The 15292-nt window shown below is 63.9% G+C and carries 19 protein-coding genes; 13 read left to right on the top strand and 6 right to left on the bottom strand.

What is annotated here, in order from left to right:
• Positions 1-56: 56 nt before the first annotated feature.
• Positions 57-983, top strand: coding sequence for a peptidylprolyl isomerase (locus FJ492_RS09105; RefSeq protein ID WP_140769604.1), 927 nt, complete (start codon positions 57-59; stop codon positions 981-983).
• Positions 984-1058: 75 nt separating this feature from the next.
• Here FJ492_RS09105 and FJ492_RS09100 read toward each other — a convergent pair whose 3' ends face one another.
• Positions 1059-1658, bottom strand: a complete 600-nt coding sequence (locus tag FJ492_RS09100; protein WP_140769602.1) for a TetR/AcrR family transcriptional regulator — start codon at positions 1656-1658, stop codon at positions 1059-1061.
• A gap of 105 nt (positions 1659-1763) precedes the next feature.
• Positions 1764-2117, bottom strand: coding sequence for a caspase family protein (locus tag FJ492_RS09095; protein WP_246675952.1), 354 nt, complete (start codon positions 2115-2117; stop codon positions 1764-1766).
• A 112-nt stretch (positions 2118-2229) separates the two neighbouring features.
• Between FJ492_RS09095 and argJ the strand changes: the two genes are divergently transcribed.
• The 5 genes from argJ (at position 2230) to FJ492_RS09070 (ending at position 5389) form a co-directional block, all read left to right on the top strand.
• Positions 2230-3471 carry a bifunctional glutamate N-acetyltransferase/amino-acid acetyltransferase ArgJ gene (gene argJ, locus FJ492_RS09090; protein ID WP_140503207.1) on the top strand — a complete coding sequence of 414 codons (1242 nt, stop codon included), beginning with the start codon at positions 2230-2232 and terminating at the stop codon, positions 3469-3471.
• Between the two features lie 29 nt (positions 3472-3500).
• Positions 3501-4253, top strand: a complete 753-nt coding sequence (locus FJ492_RS09085) for a GNAT family N-acetyltransferase (protein ID WP_140712349.1) — start codon at positions 3501-3503, stop codon at positions 4251-4253.
• The gene (locus tag FJ492_RS09080; protein WP_140503205.1) at positions 4246-4668 is read left to right on the top strand and encodes a (deoxy)nucleoside triphosphate pyrophosphohydrolase; all 423 of its coding nucleotides are present in this window, start codon (positions 4246-4248) and stop codon (positions 4666-4668) included. Before FJ492_RS09085 ends, FJ492_RS09080 begins: the two co-directional genes overlap by 8 nt.
• A 117-nt stretch (positions 4669-4785) precedes the next feature.
• Complete coding sequence (locus tag FJ492_RS09075) at positions 4786-5100, top strand: hypothetical protein (RefSeq protein WP_027143435.1); 315 nt, start codon at positions 4786-4788, stop codon at positions 5098-5100.
• A 109-nt stretch (positions 5101-5209) separates the two neighbouring features.
• Positions 5210-5389, top strand: coding sequence for a Flp family type IVb pilin (locus tag FJ492_RS09070; protein WP_140503203.1), 180 nt, complete (start codon positions 5210-5212; stop codon positions 5387-5389).
• A gap of 126 nt (positions 5390-5515) precedes the next feature.
• On the opposite strand, the gene FJ492_RS09065 is transcribed toward FJ492_RS09070, so the two are convergent.
• Positions 5516-6388 (bottom strand): methyltransferase domain-containing protein, encoded by an 873-nt coding sequence (locus FJ492_RS09065; RefSeq protein WP_140769599.1) that lies wholly within the window; start codon positions 6386-6388, stop codon positions 5516-5518.
• A gap of 65 nt (positions 6389-6453) precedes the next feature.
• Here FJ492_RS09065 and FJ492_RS09060 point away from each other — a divergent pair, with 65 nt between their 5' ends.
• The 4 genes from FJ492_RS09060 to FJ492_RS09045 are packed head-to-tail and all read left to right on the top strand — an operon-like array spanning position 6454 to position 8854.
• A complete protein-coding gene (locus tag FJ492_RS09060) occupies positions 6454-7266 on the top strand; it encodes a ComF family protein (RefSeq protein ID WP_140769597.1) in 813 nt (270 codons plus the stop codon).
• Positions 7267-7291: 25 nt separating this feature from the next.
• Entirely contained in the window at positions 7292-7561 is a 270-nt protein-coding gene (gene grxC / locus FJ492_RS09055; protein WP_027143431.1) for a glutaredoxin 3, read from the top strand.
• Positions 7562-7571: 10 nt separating this feature from the next.
• Positions 7572-8432 carry a carbon-nitrogen hydrolase family protein gene (locus FJ492_RS09050; protein WP_140769595.1) on the top strand — a complete coding sequence of 287 codons (861 nt, stop codon included), beginning with the start codon at positions 7572-7574 and terminating at the stop codon, positions 8430-8432.
• On the top strand, positions 8429-8854 hold the full coding sequence (locus FJ492_RS09045) for a DUF1178 family protein (RefSeq protein WP_140503195.1): 426 nt from the start codon (positions 8429-8431) through the stop codon (positions 8852-8854). The genes FJ492_RS09050 and FJ492_RS09045 overlap by 4 nt, the downstream gene beginning before the upstream one ends.
• A gap of 7 nt (positions 8855-8861) precedes the next feature.
• Here FJ492_RS09045 and FJ492_RS09040 read toward each other — a convergent pair whose 3' ends face one another.
• Positions 8862-9347, bottom strand: coding sequence for a MarR family transcriptional regulator (locus FJ492_RS09040; RefSeq protein WP_140503193.1), 486 nt, complete (start codon positions 9345-9347; stop codon positions 8862-8864).
• Positions 9348-9444: 97 nt separating this feature from the next.
• Between FJ492_RS09040 and FJ492_RS09035 the strand changes: the two genes are divergently transcribed.
• Positions 9445-10335 (top strand): DMT family transporter, encoded by an 891-nt coding sequence (locus FJ492_RS09035; RefSeq protein WP_140712204.1) that lies wholly within the window; start codon positions 9445-9447, stop codon positions 10333-10335.
• Positions 10336-10417: 82 nt separating this feature from the next.
• Here FJ492_RS09035 and ubiG read toward each other — a convergent pair whose 3' ends face one another.
• A complete protein-coding gene (ubiG, locus tag FJ492_RS09030) occupies positions 10418-11170 on the bottom strand; it encodes a bifunctional 2-polyprenyl-6-hydroxyphenol methylase/3-demethylubiquinol 3-O-methyltransferase UbiG (RefSeq protein ID WP_140503189.1) in 753 nt (250 codons plus the stop codon).
• A 180-nt stretch (positions 11171-11350) separates the two neighbouring features.
• Here ubiG and FJ492_RS09025 point away from each other — a divergent pair, with 180 nt between their 5' ends.
• Positions 11351-11920 carry a putative glycolipid-binding domain-containing protein gene (locus FJ492_RS09025; protein ID WP_140503187.1) on the top strand — a complete coding sequence of 190 codons (570 nt, stop codon included), beginning with the start codon at positions 11351-11353 and terminating at the stop codon, positions 11918-11920.
• Between the two features lie 18 nt (positions 11921-11938).
• Here FJ492_RS09025 and FJ492_RS09020 read toward each other — a convergent pair whose 3' ends face one another.
• A complete protein-coding gene (locus tag FJ492_RS09020) occupies positions 11939-13777 on the bottom strand; it encodes a CHASE3 domain-containing protein (RefSeq protein ID WP_140769593.1) in 1839 nt (612 codons plus the stop codon).
• Positions 13778-14019: 242 nt separating this feature from the next.
• On the opposite strand from FJ492_RS09020, the gene FJ492_RS09015 reads away from it, so the two are divergent.
• On the top strand, positions 14020-15273 hold the full coding sequence (locus tag FJ492_RS09015; RefSeq protein ID WP_015315600.1) for an aspartate kinase: 1254 nt from the start codon (positions 14020-14022) through the stop codon (positions 15271-15273).
• The last annotated feature ends 19 nt before the right edge of the window (positions 15274-15292 follow it).

Here is a 15292-nt window from a genome sequence, read left to right as displayed (position 1 = left end):
CAATCTGGCTGATCTGGAAGCCGCCCTCCTTACAATCCTTCACCGGAGTCATGCTTATGTCCTTGTTGTTCAGCCGTGCGTCGCTTGCCAGCCTTGGCCTTGCCCTCGGCCTGTCGGCTCTTTGCCTGTCGCCATCGATGGCGCAGGAGGCCGCTCCCGCACCGGCTGCCCCGGCGGATGCGGCCACACCGGCCGCGGCGCCGGTCGACCCGAATACCGTGATCGCCACCGTCAATGGCCAGCCCTTGACCGAAGCCGATCTGGTGCTTGCCGAGGGCGAACTGTCGCAGCAGTTCGCGCAGTTGCCACCCGAGCAGCGCCGCGCCGCGGCACTTTCGGCGGCCATCGAAATCCGCGTCATGGCCGCCCAGGCGGTCACCACAGGCCTCGACAAGGATCCCGACTTCCAGCGCCGCATGGCCTTCCTGCAGCAGCGCGCGCTGCATGGCGAAATGGTCGAGAAGGGCGTCGTCGACAAGGTCACCGACGCCGAGGTTCGCGCCCGCTACGACCAGGAAATCGCCAACACGCCGCCGGTCAACGAGGTGCATGCCCGTCACATCCTCGTGAAGACGAAGGAAGAGGCCGAGGCGATCATCAAGCAGCTCGACGGCGGCGCCGACTTCCAGAAGCTCGCCAACGAACACACCAGCGATCCCTCGGGCAAATCCAATGGCGGCGACCTCGGCTGGTTCGGACCTGGCCAGATGGTGCCGGAGTTCGACAAGGCGGCGTTCGCGCTCGATGTCGGCAAGTACACCGAGCAGCCGGTCCAGTCCCAGTTCGGCTGGCACGTCATCAAGCTCGAGGACAAGCGCGCCAAGCAGCCGCCGGCCTTCGACGAGGTCAAGGACCAGGCCAAGCAGGCTGTCATCAGGGACAAGTATTTCGCGATGGTCAAGTCGCTGCGCGCTGGTGCCAAGGTCGAGATCCCCGACGCCAAGCTGAAGAAGGCCGTCGATACGCTGGAAAGCGCCAAGTAAGCCCGAACAGCTCGAAAAAGGGCGCGGCAGCCGAAAGGCGCCGCGCCCTTTTTCGTTGGCACTTGCCAGCGGTGCCTACCTGCCGGCCGCTGCTATGCCTTGCAGGAGATATCGAACCACCTTGCGGATCGTCGCTTCGGGTTCGCCGAGCCGGTTGGTCAGGAGATGCCGCCAGGCGTAGGAAGCCACGAGATCGGCGACCACGGCCGGATCGATGTCGCTGGCGATCTCGCCCCTTGCGTTGGCGCGTTCGATGATCTGGCGGGTGTGGGCCCGGCGTCCGCCAGCATAATCGGCAAGGGCTTCGGCGGCGGTTTCATCCGACTGCGCCTCGGCGATCAGGGACCTGAACACGCTGCCCGACGATGTCTCGCGCCAGTGCGAGAACAGGTTCATCAAAAAGCCGACGAGATCCTCCTCCAGTCCTCCGGTATCGGGAACGTCGACGCGCTTCTGGCGCTGATAGACCTCGAGCAGCAGTGCCGCCTTGCTTGGCCACCAGCGGTAGATGGTCGGCTTGCCGGCGCGTGCGCGCCGCGCCACCGCTTCGATCGAGAAACCGGCATAACCGGCCTCGACAAGGACTGCCTCGGCGGCCTCCAGTATGGCATCCGCACTGTCGGGATTGCGCCGCGCACCGATCGATTTGCGCGCCGTATCAGCCTCCTCGGCCATTCCTGTCGTCCTCGTTTCAATTCTCTGGCAATGATAAGCGATCCGGCGATGAAACGAAACGACCCGTTTTGTGACGCAGGGGCGCCGCGGTCATCAAGCGGTGTCTCACATCAGGCCGTGGCCGGCATAATAGAAAAGCCCGACGCCGGCACCTTCGAGCGCATCTGAGAACTCGCCAATGCTGCGTTCAAGCGCGCGCTTGCCGAGATCGTTGCCTTCGATGACCTCGATGGAACGCAGCTTGTCGGCGATGTCTAGCGCGTCGTTGACGGGATTGGCCAGCGTGCCGGCCTCGGCATAGGTGCCGTTGCCGACGACGAGCGCCACGCGCCGTGCCGGCTCGGCGTCGGCGCGTAGCAGCAAAAGTCCCAGAAATGCCCAAGCGAGGATCGCAAGCCTGCCCATAGGGAGGATCATAGTGCCATGGACCCTGGCGACGCCAACAGATTTGAAACGCAAGCTTAATCCTGAACGTGTTTGCCCTGGCGGGAGCGACGAAAACGGCGCTTGCACCGGCGCGCCGTATCGGGCAAACCGGCCTTCCCCTTGCGATTTTCCCCCCCGAGGTCCCATGTCCACGACGATTTCGCCGCTCGCGCCAAAGAAATACCCCAAAATGCCGGAAATCGAAGGGGTGCGCATCGCCACCGCCGAAGCGGGAATAAAGTACAAGAACCGTACGGATCTCCTGGCCATGGTGTTCGACGCCGGTACCGCGGTCGCCGGCGTGTTCACCAAGTCGAAATGTCCCTCGGCGCCGGTCGATTTCTGCCGGCAGAACCTTGGCACCGGCAAGGCCCGGGTGCTGGTCGTCAATTCGGGCAACGCCAACGCCTTCACCGGCAAGAAAGGCCGCGAATCGACCGCGATGACGGGCGAAGCTGCGGCCAAGGCGGCCGGCTGCACGGCAGCTGAGGTTTTCCTCGCCTCGACCGGTGTCATCGGCGAGCCGCTCGACACAACCAAGTTCAGCCATCTGCTCGCCGGGCTGGTCAGCGACGGCAAGCCGGACCTGTGGACCGAGGCGGCAAGGGCCATCATGACCACCGATACCTATCCGAAGGTGGCGACGCAGACGGTCAAGCTCGGCGACGCCGATGTCACCATCAACGGCATTTCGAAGGGCGCCGGTATGATCGCGCCCGACATGGCGACGATGCTGTCCTTCATCGCCACCGACGCGCCGATCGCGGCACCGGTCCTGCAGGACCTGTTGTCGCGCGGCACGGCCAAGACGTTCAACGCGGTGACCGTCGACAGCGACACCTCGACCAGCGACACGCTGCTGTTGTTCGCCACCGGCAAGGCGGCAAAGCGCGGCGCGCCTGAAATCACCGATCCCAGAGATGCCCGCCTTGGCCAGTTCCGCCGGGCGCTCGGCAAGGTGCTGAAGTCGCTGGCGCTGCAGGTGGTGCGCGACGGCGAGGGCGCCCGCAAGCAGGTCGAGGTCACCGTCACCGGGGCCAAATCGGCCCGCTCAGCCAAGCGCATCGCGCTGTCGATCGCCAATTCGCCGCTGGTGAAGACGGCGGTCGCCGGCGAGGACGCCAATTGGGGCCGCGTCGTCATGGCCGTCGGCAAGGCCGGCGAGCCCGCGGATCGCGACCGGTTGTCGATCTGGTTCGGCGACAACCGGCTGGCGCATGAGGGCGAGCGCGACCCCGGCTATTCGGAAGAAGCGACCTCGGCCTACATGAAACGCGACGACATCCGCATCCGCGCCGATATCGGCATCGGCCGTGGCAAGGCGACGGTTTGGACCTGCGATCTCACCAAGGAATATGTCGCCATCAACGGCGACTACCGGAGCTGATCGCCTTGGCTTCGCGTCATCCTGCAAGCATGCTCGCGACAGTGCGCCGCTACGAGGCGGCCGGCTTTCGCGCCTGGCCCGCGGCCGCCGTCCATTATGACGGCACATGGGTGGTGCGCCTGACCGCCGGCCATCCGGCCAAGCGGCTGAACTCGGTCAATCCGCTCGATCCCGGCGACATCCAGCACATCGCCGACCGCATCGGTCGGGCGAGCCGCCGTTTCGATGCCTATGGCCGGCCGTTGACGTTCCGCATGTCGCCACTCTCCGGGCCCGATCTTGCCAGCCATCTCGACAAGGAGGGCTGGAGCCGGTTCGACGAATCGCTCGTCATGCGGCTGCCGTTGGCCGACGCGCATCTCGACGCGGCCATGGACCAGATACCGCTCAAGGACATTAGCCGCTTCATCGGCGCATTGCTCAAGGTCAGCGGCTCTGACGTATCGCTGCGGCCGGGCCTGTCGGAGATCATCGGCGCTATCCAGCCCGAGGCCGGGCTGTTTGCGCTCGAGGATGGGGCGGAGCCGCTGGCGACGCTGATCTGCGTGCATGACGGCGATCTAGCCGGCCTGTTCGAGGTCGCCACCGACAAGGCGGCGCGCAACAAGGGCCACGGCCGCAACCTGATCCTGTCGGCGCTGAAATGGGCGAGGCTGCGCGGCGCGCGGGAAGCCTGGCTGCAGGTCGAGGCGGGTAACACGCCGGCGCTGGCGCTCTACCGCGCGCTCGGCTTCGAGGAAGTCTATCGCTATCATTACCGCCGGCCGCCCGGACATGAATGATGTGATATCCAGCGGCAAGCGCATGCTCCTGGTCGCCGCTTGCGCGCTGGTCGATGCCGACGGTCGCGTGCTGCTGGCACAGCGGCCGCAAGGCAAGCAACTTGCCGGCCTCTGGGAGTTTCCCGGCGGCAAGGTCGAAGCCGGAGAGACGCCGGAACAATGCCTCATCCGTGAACTGCATGAGGAGATCGGCATCGAAACCGAGATCCCATGCCTGGCGCCGCTGACCTTCGCCAGCCACTCCTATGACGACTTCCATCTGCTGATGCCGCTGTTTGTCTGCCGCCGCTTCCGCGGCATCGCCCAGCCGAGGGAAGGCCAGGCGCTGAAATGGGTGCGGCCGAAACAGATGCGCGACTATCCGATGCCGCCGGCCGACGCGCCATTGATCCCGTTCCTGATCGATCTCCTCTGAGAGCTGATTGGACCACGGTCCATGTCAGCCAGCATTAATGGAAGATTTATCTCATCATGAAAAATTGATGGATGGCCGTTCTGGTACGGCCGCCGCCATGCGCTGGGGAGCGATAGAATGAGCCTGGACAGGGATTGGGATACGATCCGGCCCGACCGCGGTTTTCGTGCCGCCGATGCCGGCATGGGCGTCCTGCGGATCACGTTGCTGTTCGGATCGGCCGCGGTGGCGCTGGCGCTGATCGCGACCCCCTTCCTCGACAGTCAGACGCGCTCGCAATCGGCCCGCGAAGATTTCCCCGGCCTCGACATGACGGCTACGGGTTCGATCAGCCATCGCAGCACCTATACAGTGCGCCGCAGCGTGCTGCAGGCCGAGCCCGGCGGGGTCTGCATTATCCGCTCCGATGGCAAAAGCAGTGGCGACTGCTGACAAGGTTAAGACATTTCCGAAAGGCGGCGATTTCATCGCCTGTTAAGCCTGTGCCGTTAACCTTTCTTAACAGGTCGGCGGTAGGGTTGCGGCAAGAGGGATGAACGTGATGAAAACAGTGCTGCTACGCTTTCTGAAGGACGAAAACGGGGCCACGGCCATCGAATATGGTCTGATCATTGCCGTGCTGTCGCTGACGATCGTCGGCGGCATCAGTCAGGTCTTCAACGCGATCACTTGGTTGTTCAGCGACAATTCCAGTAGACTTGCCAACGCCTTCGCCCAGTAGGGCGGTCATTGTTTGATAGAACCACTGAACTGCTCTAACCTGTTTTCACGCAATTCCGCAAGGGAAACCGCTACGCGTTTTCCCGAGTTTCCCTGGATTGCTCTGGGGCTGATGCCCGCGAACGGGTCAGTGTCCTTCAGGCTTCTCTAATATCGTCTTTAGCGAAACCTTGGCGGAACCGGGCTTCAGCGGCTTTTGCTGCGACGCGTCGGGCGCCCAGCCGGACATCCAGACAATGGAGAAGCTTGCCCTGATGCGACCATCGGAGTCGGAAAAGCGTTCGGCGTAGATTTCCGAGGCGCGGGCAAACAGCCTTCGTGACCCCGGCCGACGGCTGCGGTCGGTAAGCGCGGTGGTTTCGCCCATGGCACGCAGATCGGCCATCAGCGCAAACAGGTCGGCATAGCGCACGGTCACCGTCTCGACGTCGGCGACCGGCAGTGCGAAACCGGCGCGCTGCAGCAGTGCGCCGGCATCGCGCACATCGGTGAACGGGATGACGCGCGGGCTGGCGCCACCGTAGAGTTCGGTTTCCGCGGCAAGCAGGCTTTCGCGCAGTTCCGCAAGCGTGCCGGCGCCTGCGAAGGCGCCAAGGAAAAGTCCGTCCGGCCGCAGGGCGCGGCGGATCTGGATCAGCATGCCCGGAATGTCGTTCATCGTCTGCAGCGACAAAAGCGACACCACCAGATCGAGACCTTGCGGCTCGAACGGCACGGTCTCCAGCGGCGCAATCAGGCCGGCGGCGCCATTCAGGAAAGCCGCATCCGCCTCGACACGGGCGATGCCGGCTACCTTGCCGCTCCTCGCAAGGACGTCGGCCGCGGCCGAGGTCTGGCAAAACAGCACCGCCGCCTTGGCGAACCTGCGCTCGACGGCGCCCAGCCGGTCGGCAAGGTCCTCGGCGGCGCGATGCATGAGGAAGTCGGCACCGTCAACCGGATGGATGAGCGCACGCCGCTTGTGCGCCAGCCACAGGGAGGTATCCATTATAGGTTGCAAGGGATGGGTCCTTGTATATCCGCGCCCTGATATGGTTCGTATGGTGGCGACGAGAAACCAACCACGTGGCCGATCCGATGCCCAAGATCAAGTCCGACGAGATCAGGAAGCTGGCCGGGTCGGCAGCCCGGTCGGCTCTTGGCTGGCCGGCGCGTATCCTGTTTCCGCCGGTCTGCGCCGGTTGCCGCCGGCAGGTCTCGCAGCCCGGCGTGCTGTGCGGCGCCTGCTGGCCGAAGCTGCGGCTCTTGGAGCGGCCCTGGTGCCCGGTAATGGGCACGCCGTTCACCCATCACATGGGCGAGGGTTTCCTGTCGGCGGAGGCGATCGCCGATCCGCCGCCCTTCGAGCGGGCGCGGGCAGCGGTCGCCTATTCCGGCGTCGCCCGCCAGATGGTGCAAGGGCTGAAATACCAGGATCGCACCGATCTCGCTCCCTGGATGGCGCGCTGGATGGTCCGCGTGGGCGCCGACCTCATCGCCGACGCGGATGTGGTGGTGCCTGTGCCGCTGCATTGGCGCCGTTTTTTCAGGCGGCGGTTCAACCAATCGGCGGAACTGGCGCGCGCGGTTTGCGAGCTGAGCGGGCTATCTTTCGCGCCTTCCGCCATGCATCGCGTGAAACTCACCCGCCAGCAGGTCGGGCTGGAGCGGCACGAGCGCGAGGAGAACGTGCGCGCCGCCTTTCGCGTGCCCGCCGAGGCCGAGATCGAGATTGCCGGACGCAGGGTGCTTCTGATCGACGATGTCTACACCACGGGCGCAACCGTGCGTGCCGCCACCAAGGCGCTGAAAAAGGGAGGCGCTGCCGCCGTCGACGTGTTGACCTTTGCCCGCGTGTTGCCGGGGGACTTCCGGGCGGACGAGTCCGCGACTATATAAGTCGGCAACGGAAGCGGAATTCGTCATGGTCGATGTCACGATCTATACGCGCATGATGTGCGGCTACTGCACGGCGGCCAAGCGGCTGCTGGAGCGCAAAGGCGTCGCTTATACCGAGCACGACGCGTCCTTCTCGCCGGAACTGCGCCAGGAGATGATGTCGCGGGCTCACGGGCGCACGACCTTTCCGCAGATTTTCATCGGCGACACGCATGTCGGCGGCTGCGACGACCTCCATGAACTGGAGGCGGAAGGCCGGCTGGACAAACTGCTCGCCAACGGCGCGTCGATTTGAGGGGGTGACAATGGGTGTCTTCAAGGCAGCGGCAGTGCAGATGCGTTCAGGCGAGAGCCCCGAGCGCAATGCGGCCGATATGGAGCGGATGGTGCGCGAGGCGGCAGTCCAGGGCGCGACCTATATCCAGACGCCGGAGATGACCGGCGCGCTGATCCGCGACAAGCAGGCGCGTGCCGCCTCCTTCACCTCCGAGGACAAGGACATCATCGTCTCGACGGCGCGCAGGCTGGCGCGCGAACTCGGCCTGTACCTGCATATCGGCTCGACCGCCATCCTGCGCGCCGACGGCAAGCTTGCCAACCGCGCGCTCCTGTTCGGACCCGATGGCGCGACGCTCGCCACCTACGACAAGGTCCACATGTTCGACGTCGATCTCGACAATGGCGAGAGCTGGCGTGAATCGGCCGCCTACGAGCCCGGCACAGAGGCCGTCGTCACCGGGATCGGGGGTGCCAAGCTCGGCTTTGCCGTCTGCTACGATCTGCGTTTTCCGCAACTGTTCCGCGCCGAGGCGATGGCCGGCGCCGACCTGCTTTCCGTGCCGGCCGCCTTCACCCGCCAGACCGGCGAGGCGCACTGGCATGTGCTACTCAGAGCACGCGCCATCGAGAACGGCGCCTTTGTCGTAGCCGCCGCGCAAGGCGGTCTGCACGAGGACGGCCGCGAGACCTATGGGCATTCGCTGATCGTCGATCCGTGGGGCCGCATCATCGCGGAAGCCGCGCATGACGAACCTGGCGTGATCGTTGCCGAGATCGACCCGGCGCAGTCGATTGCCGCGCGCAAGAAGATCCCCAATTTGAAAAATGCGCGGGATTTCACCATCAACGCCGGCGAGGCGCCGCGTTTCAGGGGTGCCGCCTCTTGATCCGCTTTTCCCTCATCTGCGAAAACGAGCACGAGTTCGAGGGCTGGTTTCGCAGCAATGACGATTTCGACACGCAGAAGAAGCGCGGCTTTGTCGATTGCCCCAGCTGTGGCTCGCACAAGGTCGAGAAGGCCCTGATGGCGCCCGCCGTTTCCACGGCCCGCAAGCAGGAAACCATAGCACTTGCCATGGGCGAGGCGCAGAAGCAGGCCATGGCACAACTGAAGGCGATGGCCGAGAAGGTGCGCGAGAATGCGGACTATGTCGGCGACAAGTTCGCCGAGGAAGCGCGCAAGATCCATTTCGGCGAAACCGATGCCCGCGGCATCTATGGCGAGGCGACGCTGGAAGAGGCCAAGGGCCTAGCCGAGGACGGCGTCGATTTCATGCCGATCCCGGTGTTTCCGGACGACCGGAACTAGCTAGCAATTAGCTTACGCTGCCGATCAGTTTTTCCAGCAGACGCGAAAGTGTTTCTCGTTCGGTCTGTGTCAGGCCGGACAGGATCTGGTGCTCATTGGCCACGTGGGCGGCAACAGCTTCGTCGATCAAGGCGAGCCCCTTTTCGGTCAACCGCACGACGATGCCGCGCCGGTCGTTGGGGTGTGGCCCGCGCTGGATCAATCCGGATGTTTCGAGCCGATCCAGCCTGTTGGTCATGGCCCCGGAGGTCACCATCGTCGCCTCGTAAAGCGCTGTCGGGTTCAGCGCGTAAGGTGAGCCGGAGCGGCGCAGCGTTGCTAGCACATCGAACTCTCCCGCCTGCAGTCCGAAGCGGGCAAAGAGCGGCGCAAGGCGCTCGCGCGCGATCAGCGCGGAGACCTCATTCAAGCGCCCGATCACCGCCATCGGCGACACGTCTAGGTCCGGTCGTTCCCGCTGCCATTGCTCGATGGCTTTCCCTGCACGGTCCATCTATCTCACCGTAATGTATCTTGACGCTAAGAATCTTTCCGATATCTTACCCGAAGATGTAATGCCGGCCAAGGGCGGCACGCGACAGGACTCGACGATGAAGCTTCTCTGGGATTCGGCGCTCGGCCTGCTGGTCGTCACCGGCGGCCTGCTTGGCCTGACGCTGCCTTTCGGCAAGGTCGCCACGGCGGCCGGCGTGCCAGCCATGGTCTGGGCCTTCGTCATATCGCTTGGCGCCGGCGGTGTGCTTCTCGTCGTATTGCTGCTGCGCGGCCAGCGCATCCGGCTCACCGGGCACAAACTGCGCTATTTCTTCGTCACCGCCGCGGTGTCTTATGCCGTCCCCAATCTCCTGATGTTTTCGGCCATTCCGCATCTGGGCGCCGGCTACACCGGCATCATGTTCACGCTGTCGCCGGTCGTCACGCTGGTGTTTTCAATCCTGCTCGGTGTGCGGCGCCCCAACATGCTGGGCATCATCGGCATCGCCGTCGGCTTCGTCGGCGCGATCATGGTGGCGGTGACGCGCGGCGAGGCCGGCCAGCCGGCCGAAATCTTCTGGGTCGTCCTGGGCCTGCTCATTCCTGTCAGTCTCGCTGCCGGCAACATCTACCGCACTATCGACTGGCCGGAAGGAACCGGTCCTATCGAACTCGCGGTCGGCAGCCATCTGGCGTCCGCGACGATGCTGCTTGTCGGCATCCTGATCTTGCTTGGCGACAAGGCCTTCATCCAGCTCGGCACCGTGCAGCTCACCGTGGTGGCGCAGATGGCCTCGGCATCGGCGATGTTTGCTTTCTTCTTCCGGCTGCAGGCGGTGGGCGGTCCGGTCTATCTCAGCCAGATCGGCTATGTCGCGGCGGCCGTCGGGCTGTTTGCCGGTACGATCTTCCTTGGCGAACACTATCAGCTGCTGACCTGGATCGGCGCCGTCATCATCACCGCCGGCGTGTTCATCACCACAAAGGCGCAGAGCCAGAAAGCCTGAGGGGTTCGGGCTTATTTCGCCGGCGTCGCCGCCGGGCTCGGGCTGTGGGTATCGGCGGCGGCTGAGGCTGAGGATTGGCTGTTCAGACCGATCCTCCCTTTTCCGCCAGCACCATGTAGTTGACGTCCATGTCCTTCGAACGCGACCAGCGGTCGGCAAGCGGATTGTAGGTGACGCCGGTTCGGTCGATGATGGTCAGGCCGGCGCCGCCCAGCGCCTTTTCCAGCTCTTCCGGGCGCACCAGCTTGCCGAACTGATGGGTACCGCGCGGCAGCCAGCGCAACACATATTCGGCGCCGATGATGGCCAGGCCGAGCGCCTTCAGCGTGCGGTTGATGGTGGCCACGAACATGATGCCGCCGGGCTTGACCATCTCGCCGCATTTGGCGACGAACAGGTCGATGTCGGCGACATGTTCGACCACTTCCATGTTGAGGACGACATCGAATTTCTCGCCGGCCTCGGCGAGATCTTCTGCCGTCGTGGCGCGATAGTCGATGTTCACATTGCCTTCGGCGGCATGCAGTTTCGCCACTTCTATGTTTGTTTCGGAGGCGTCCGCTCCGACCACCTCGGCACCGAGCCGCGCCATCGGCTCGCACAAAAGACCGCCGCCGCAGCCGATGTCGAGGATACGCAGGCCCTCGAACGGCCGCGCCGCGCGCGGGTCGCGGCCGAAGCGCGCCGCGATCTGGTCGCGGATATAGGAAAGCCGGATTGGGTTGAATTTGTGCAGCGGACGAAACTTGCCGTTCGGGTTCCACCATTCGGCGGCAAGGGCGGAAAAGCGTTCCACTTCTCCGGCATCGATCGTCGATCGTCGGGGCTCAGGCATCGGTTGGTCTCCTCGGACGCTAGGAAGTCGGGCGTGAGGCATCGAATGTCAAGGCAACATTTTCCCCTGCTGACATCGCGGCGCTCCATGTCAGGCCATGTCAGCTGCCGAGCATCGCCATGAAACACGATCGGCTCGCGGACGAATGAGAAGCATCGTTTTGAGCCAGAGGAGTGAGCGATGACAGCGACGCCGGTTTCGATCCTTTGGCGGAGGCTTGACCTCGAAGGGCATGACGGATGCCTGCTTTCGCGGACCGATAGCCGTCACAGCCTCGAGGGGCAGGCCATCTTCATCCAGGACGACAAGCCATGCTGCCTTGCCTATCGGGTAGACTGCGATACCGGTTGGCGTACTCAGTCGGCGCGCGTCAACGGCTTTCTGGGCGGAAACAGGCTGCACAACGCGATCGAACGGGATTCCGACGGCCGGTGGATGCTGAACGGCGAACCGCAGCATGATGTGACCGGTCTTCTCGACATCGACCTCGATTTCACGCCCGCGTCGAATCTGCTTGCGATCCGCCGGTTCGATCTTGGCATCGGCGCAACGACGCCCGCTCCGGCTGCTTACCTGACCTTTCCCAGACTGGAACTGGTGCGTCCCGAACAGACCTATCGGCGTCTTGATGAGACGCGCTACGCCTACGCCGCGCCCTTATTCGGCTATGACGAAATCCTCGGCGTCTCGCCGCACGGCTTTGTTGTCGACTACCCCGGCCTATGGACAAGCGTGACTGCGTCAGGATGATGCGAGTTCCGGCGCCGCCTATTTCGTGTCCAGCACGTCACGCAGCTTCGCTGCCAGTTGATCGATGGTGAACGGCTTGGCCAGGAAGTGCACGTCATGGTCGAGCACGCCGTTGTGGACCACGGCGTTCCTTGTGAAGCCGGTGGTGAAGACGACTTTCAGCCCGGGCTGGCGCGCGAGCGCTTCCTCGGCGAGCTTGCGGCCGTTCATCACCGGCATGACGATGTCGGTGAAAAGCAGGGCGATGCCGGGTATCGCGGCGAGCTTCTGAAGGGCCTCCTGTCCGCCTGCCGCGTGGATGACGGTGTAGCCGAGTTCGCGCATGACGTCCGTCGTGGAAGCCCGCACGCGGGCGTCGTCCTCGACGACGAGGATCGTCTCGGTGACCGTGGCGGCGCCCTTGTCGCGCCCGGCTGGAACCGCCGGCTCCTCAGGTCCGAAAAGTCGGGGCAGATAGATCTTGATCGTCGTGCCTTCGCCGGGCTCGGAGTAGATCTTGACGTGGCCGCCCGACTGTTTGACGAAGCCGAACACCTGGCTCAGCCCAAGCCCCGTGCCCTTATCGGCCGGCTTGGTCGTGAAGAAGGGCTCAAAGGCCCTGGTGATGATCTCAGGCGACATACCCGCACCGGTGTCGGTAACCGCGATCATCACGTATTGGCCAGGCGCGACGTCAGCGTGCGTCGATGCATAGGCCTCGTCGAGGTGGCTGTTGACGGTCTCGATGGTCAGCTTGCCGTCATTGTCCATGGCATCACGGGCATTGACGGCCAGATTGAGAATCGCGTTCTCGAGCTGGTTGGGATCGGCGTGGATTTTCCACAGGCCGCCCGCCAGCACGGTTTCGATGCGAATGCCTTCACCCAGGGCACGGCGCAGAAGATCGGACATGCCGGTCAACAGCCGGTTGGTGTCGACAACCTGCGGCGCCAGAGGCTGCAGACGGGAGAAGGCAAGCAGGCGGGAGGTCAGATTGGCCGCACGGCTGGCCGCGTCCGTCGCGGCCTCGACGAGCTTTTCAATGTCGTGTTCGCCCCGCTTCAGCTTGCGCTGGGCAAGGTTCATGGCGCTGAGTATGACCGCCAGCATGTTGTTGAAGTCGTGGGCGATCCCACCGGTCAACTGCCCGACGGCTTCCATCTTCTGCATCTGGCGTATCTGGGATTCGGCATTTTCACGCGTCTGGATCTCATTGCCGAGCTCGATGTTCTTGCGCATCAGCTCTTCCTGGGCGACGAGCACCTCGCGGAAGCGGCGGCGGGATTGACGGATAGTGTAGACACCAAGCAGGAAAATCCCCAACAACGCAGCCAGCGAGCCGATGCGCAACCAGGCCTCGACCCGATCGGTATGCTCGTCGCGCGCGGCCACCGCAGCGGCGCCGATACGCCGGATCATATCCATGCTGGCGCGGATTTCGTCCATGGCTGACTTGCCCTGGCCGCCGCGGACCAGTTGCAGGGCCTTTGCCGCGTCGCCTCGTTCGTAGAGAGCTATGGTCTCGGCCAGTTCGGCCTGTTGTTGCGAAAGCGCTGCCTTGATGTGGCTGATCTGCTGGATGATCTGATCATCGGGAGCGGCCGCGCTCTCGATCCGCGCCAGTTGTCCAGGAATTGCCTCGATGGCCTTCCGATAAGGCTCCAGATAGGATTTTTCACCTGTCAGCAGGTAGCCGCGCTGACCACTCTCTGCGTCTTGCGCCAGTGAAAGCAGCCCGGAAAGCTGCTCCTGGTATTCGATTGTCTCGCGCGCGGCGGCACGATTGGCCCTCTGGCTCTCGACGAGCACGGCACGGGCGCCGACGATCAGCGCCAATGCGGCGAAGCCGGCGATAATCGGGAGCGGTTGCAGTCGCATGGCGCGCCGAAGACGAGCAATCATCTGTTATGCCGAACCAAGAGGAATTCCCGCGGGCAGCATTTGGTAAGCGGCACCTGCCTGGAAGGCAATATGTCGTGTTGTTACGCAATCCGCCGTTAGCCTTGCGAAACCTTGCTCATTTGGTTAAGGAGGCCGCGCATTGAGCGGCCGGCGCCAGCCGGGCGCTTTTCTTCCGTTTTCGGCCTCGGGCCGGCTCCAGTCAAAGGCATTTCGCTTCCATGGCGCGTATCGTGATGAAATTCGGCGGAACCTCCGTCGCCGACATCGCCCGCATCCGCAATGTGGCGCGTCACGTCAAACGCGAAGTCGACGCCGGCCACGAGGTGGCGGTGGTGGTTTCAGCGATGGCCGGCAAGACCAATGAACTGGTCGGTTGGACGCGCGAAGCCTCGCCGATGCACGACGCACGCGAATATGACGCGGTCGTCGCTTCCGGCGAACAGGTCACGGCTGGCCTGCTCGCCATCACCTTGCAGAACATGGGCGTGCATGCGCGCTCCTGGCAAGGCTGGCAGATCCCAATCAAGACCGACAACGCGCATGGCGCGGCGCGCATTCTCGACATCGACGGTGCCTTCCTGGTCAAGCGCTTCGGCGAGGGGCAGGTGGCTGTCATCGCCGGTTTCCAGGGCATCGGGCCGGACAACCGCATCGCAACACTTGGCCGCGGCGGCTCCGACACCAGCGCCGTGGCGATCGCCGCCGCGGTCAAGGCTGACCGCTGCGACATCTACACCGACGTCGACGGGGTCTACACCACCGATCCGCGCATCGAGCCCAAGGCGCGGCGGCTGGCCAAGATATCGTTCGAGGAAATGCTTGAAATGGCCTCGCTCGGCGCCAAGGTTCTGCAGGTGCGTTCGGTCGAGCTTGCCATGGTGCACAGGGTGCGTACCTTCGTGCGATCGTCCTTCGACGATCCCGATGCGCCCGGAATGGGGGATTTGCTCAATCCTCCGGGAACGCTCATTTGCGACGAGGAAGAGATCGTGGAACAGCAGGTCGTCACCGGAATTGCCTACGCCAAGGACGAAGCGCAGATTTCGCTGCGCCGTGTCGGCGACCGGCCAGGCGTCGCCGCCGGCATCTTCGGTCCCCTGGCCGAAGCCAACATCAATGTCGACATGATCGTCCAGAACATCTCCGAGGACGGCAAGCTGACCGACATGACCTTCACCGTGCCGTCGGGCGATGTCGACAAGGCGCTGGCCGTGCTCGACCGGCTGAAAGCCGAGATCGGCTATGATGTCGTGCAGTCGGAAGCCGGCATGTCGAAGGTTTCGGTCATCGGCATCGGCATGAGGAGCCATGCGGGTGTTGCCGCCACCGCCTTCAAGGCTCTGGCCGACAAGGCAATCAACATCCGCGCCATCACCACCTCCGAGATCAAGATTTCGATACTGATCGACGGTCCGTATACGGAACTTGCGGTTCGCACTTTGCATTCCGTCTACGGTCTGGATAAGCAGTAGCAAGACTGAATCAGTTGTT

This window comes from Mesorhizobium sp. B2-5-4, assembly GCF_006441095.1.
Lineage (GTDB): Bacteria > Pseudomonadota > Alphaproteobacteria > Rhizobiales > Rhizobiaceae > Mesorhizobium > Mesorhizobium salmacidum.
Note: the sequence above shows the minus strand (reverse complement) of the source record. Positions and strands in the feature narration are given on the sequence as shown.

Excerpts from the sequence above, each read along its gene's own strand:
- FJ492_RS09105 (WP_140769604.1), top strand. The coding sequence starts at position 57 with ATGTCCTTGTTGTTCAGCCGTGCGTCGCTTGCCAGCCTTGGCCTTGCC.
- FJ492_RS09100 (WP_140769602.1), bottom strand. The coding sequence starts at position 1,658 with ATGGCCGAGGAGGCTGATACGGCGCGCAAATCGATCGGTGCGCGGCGC.
- argJ (WP_140503207.1), top strand. The coding sequence starts at position 2,230 with ATGTCCACGACGATTTCGCCGCTCGCGCCAAAGAAATACCCCAAAATG.
- FJ492_RS09085 (WP_140712349.1), top strand. The coding sequence starts at position 3,501 with ATGCTCGCGACAGTGCGCCGCTACGAGGCGGCCGGCTTTCGCGCCTGG.
- FJ492_RS09080 (WP_140503205.1), top strand. The coding sequence starts at position 4,246 with ATGAATGATGTGATATCCAGCGGCAAGCGCATGCTCCTGGTCGCCGCT.
- FJ492_RS09075 (WP_027143435.1), top strand. The coding sequence starts at position 4,786 with ATGAGCCTGGACAGGGATTGGGATACGATCCGGCCCGACCGCGGTTTT.
- FJ492_RS09070 (WP_140503203.1), top strand. The coding sequence starts at position 5,210 with ATGAAAACAGTGCTGCTACGCTTTCTGAAGGACGAAAACGGGGCCACG.
- grxC (WP_027143431.1), top strand. The coding sequence starts at position 7,292 with ATGGTCGATGTCACGATCTATACGCGCATGATGTGCGGCTACTGCACG.
- FJ492_RS09050 (WP_140769595.1), top strand. The coding sequence starts at position 7,572 with ATGGGTGTCTTCAAGGCAGCGGCAGTGCAGATGCGTTCAGGCGAGAGC.
- FJ492_RS09040 (WP_140503193.1), bottom strand. The coding sequence starts at position 9,347 with ATGGACCGTGCAGGGAAAGCCATCGAGCAATGGCAGCGGGAACGACCG.
- FJ492_RS09035 (WP_140712204.1), top strand. The coding sequence starts at position 9,445 with ATGAAGCTTCTCTGGGATTCGGCGCTCGGCCTGCTGGTCGTCACCGGC.
- ubiG (WP_140503189.1), bottom strand. The coding sequence starts at position 11,170 with ATGCCTGAGCCCCGACGATCGACGATCGATGCCGGAGAAGTGGAACGC.
- FJ492_RS09025 (WP_140503187.1), top strand. The coding sequence starts at position 11,351 with ATGACAGCGACGCCGGTTTCGATCCTTTGGCGGAGGCTTGACCTCGAA.
- FJ492_RS09020 (WP_140769593.1), bottom strand. The coding sequence starts at position 13,777 with ATGCGACTGCAACCGCTCCCGATTATCGCCGGCTTCGCCGCATTGGCG.
- FJ492_RS09015 (WP_015315600.1), top strand. The coding sequence starts at position 14,020 with ATGGCGCGTATCGTGATGAAATTCGGCGGAACCTCCGTCGCCGACATC.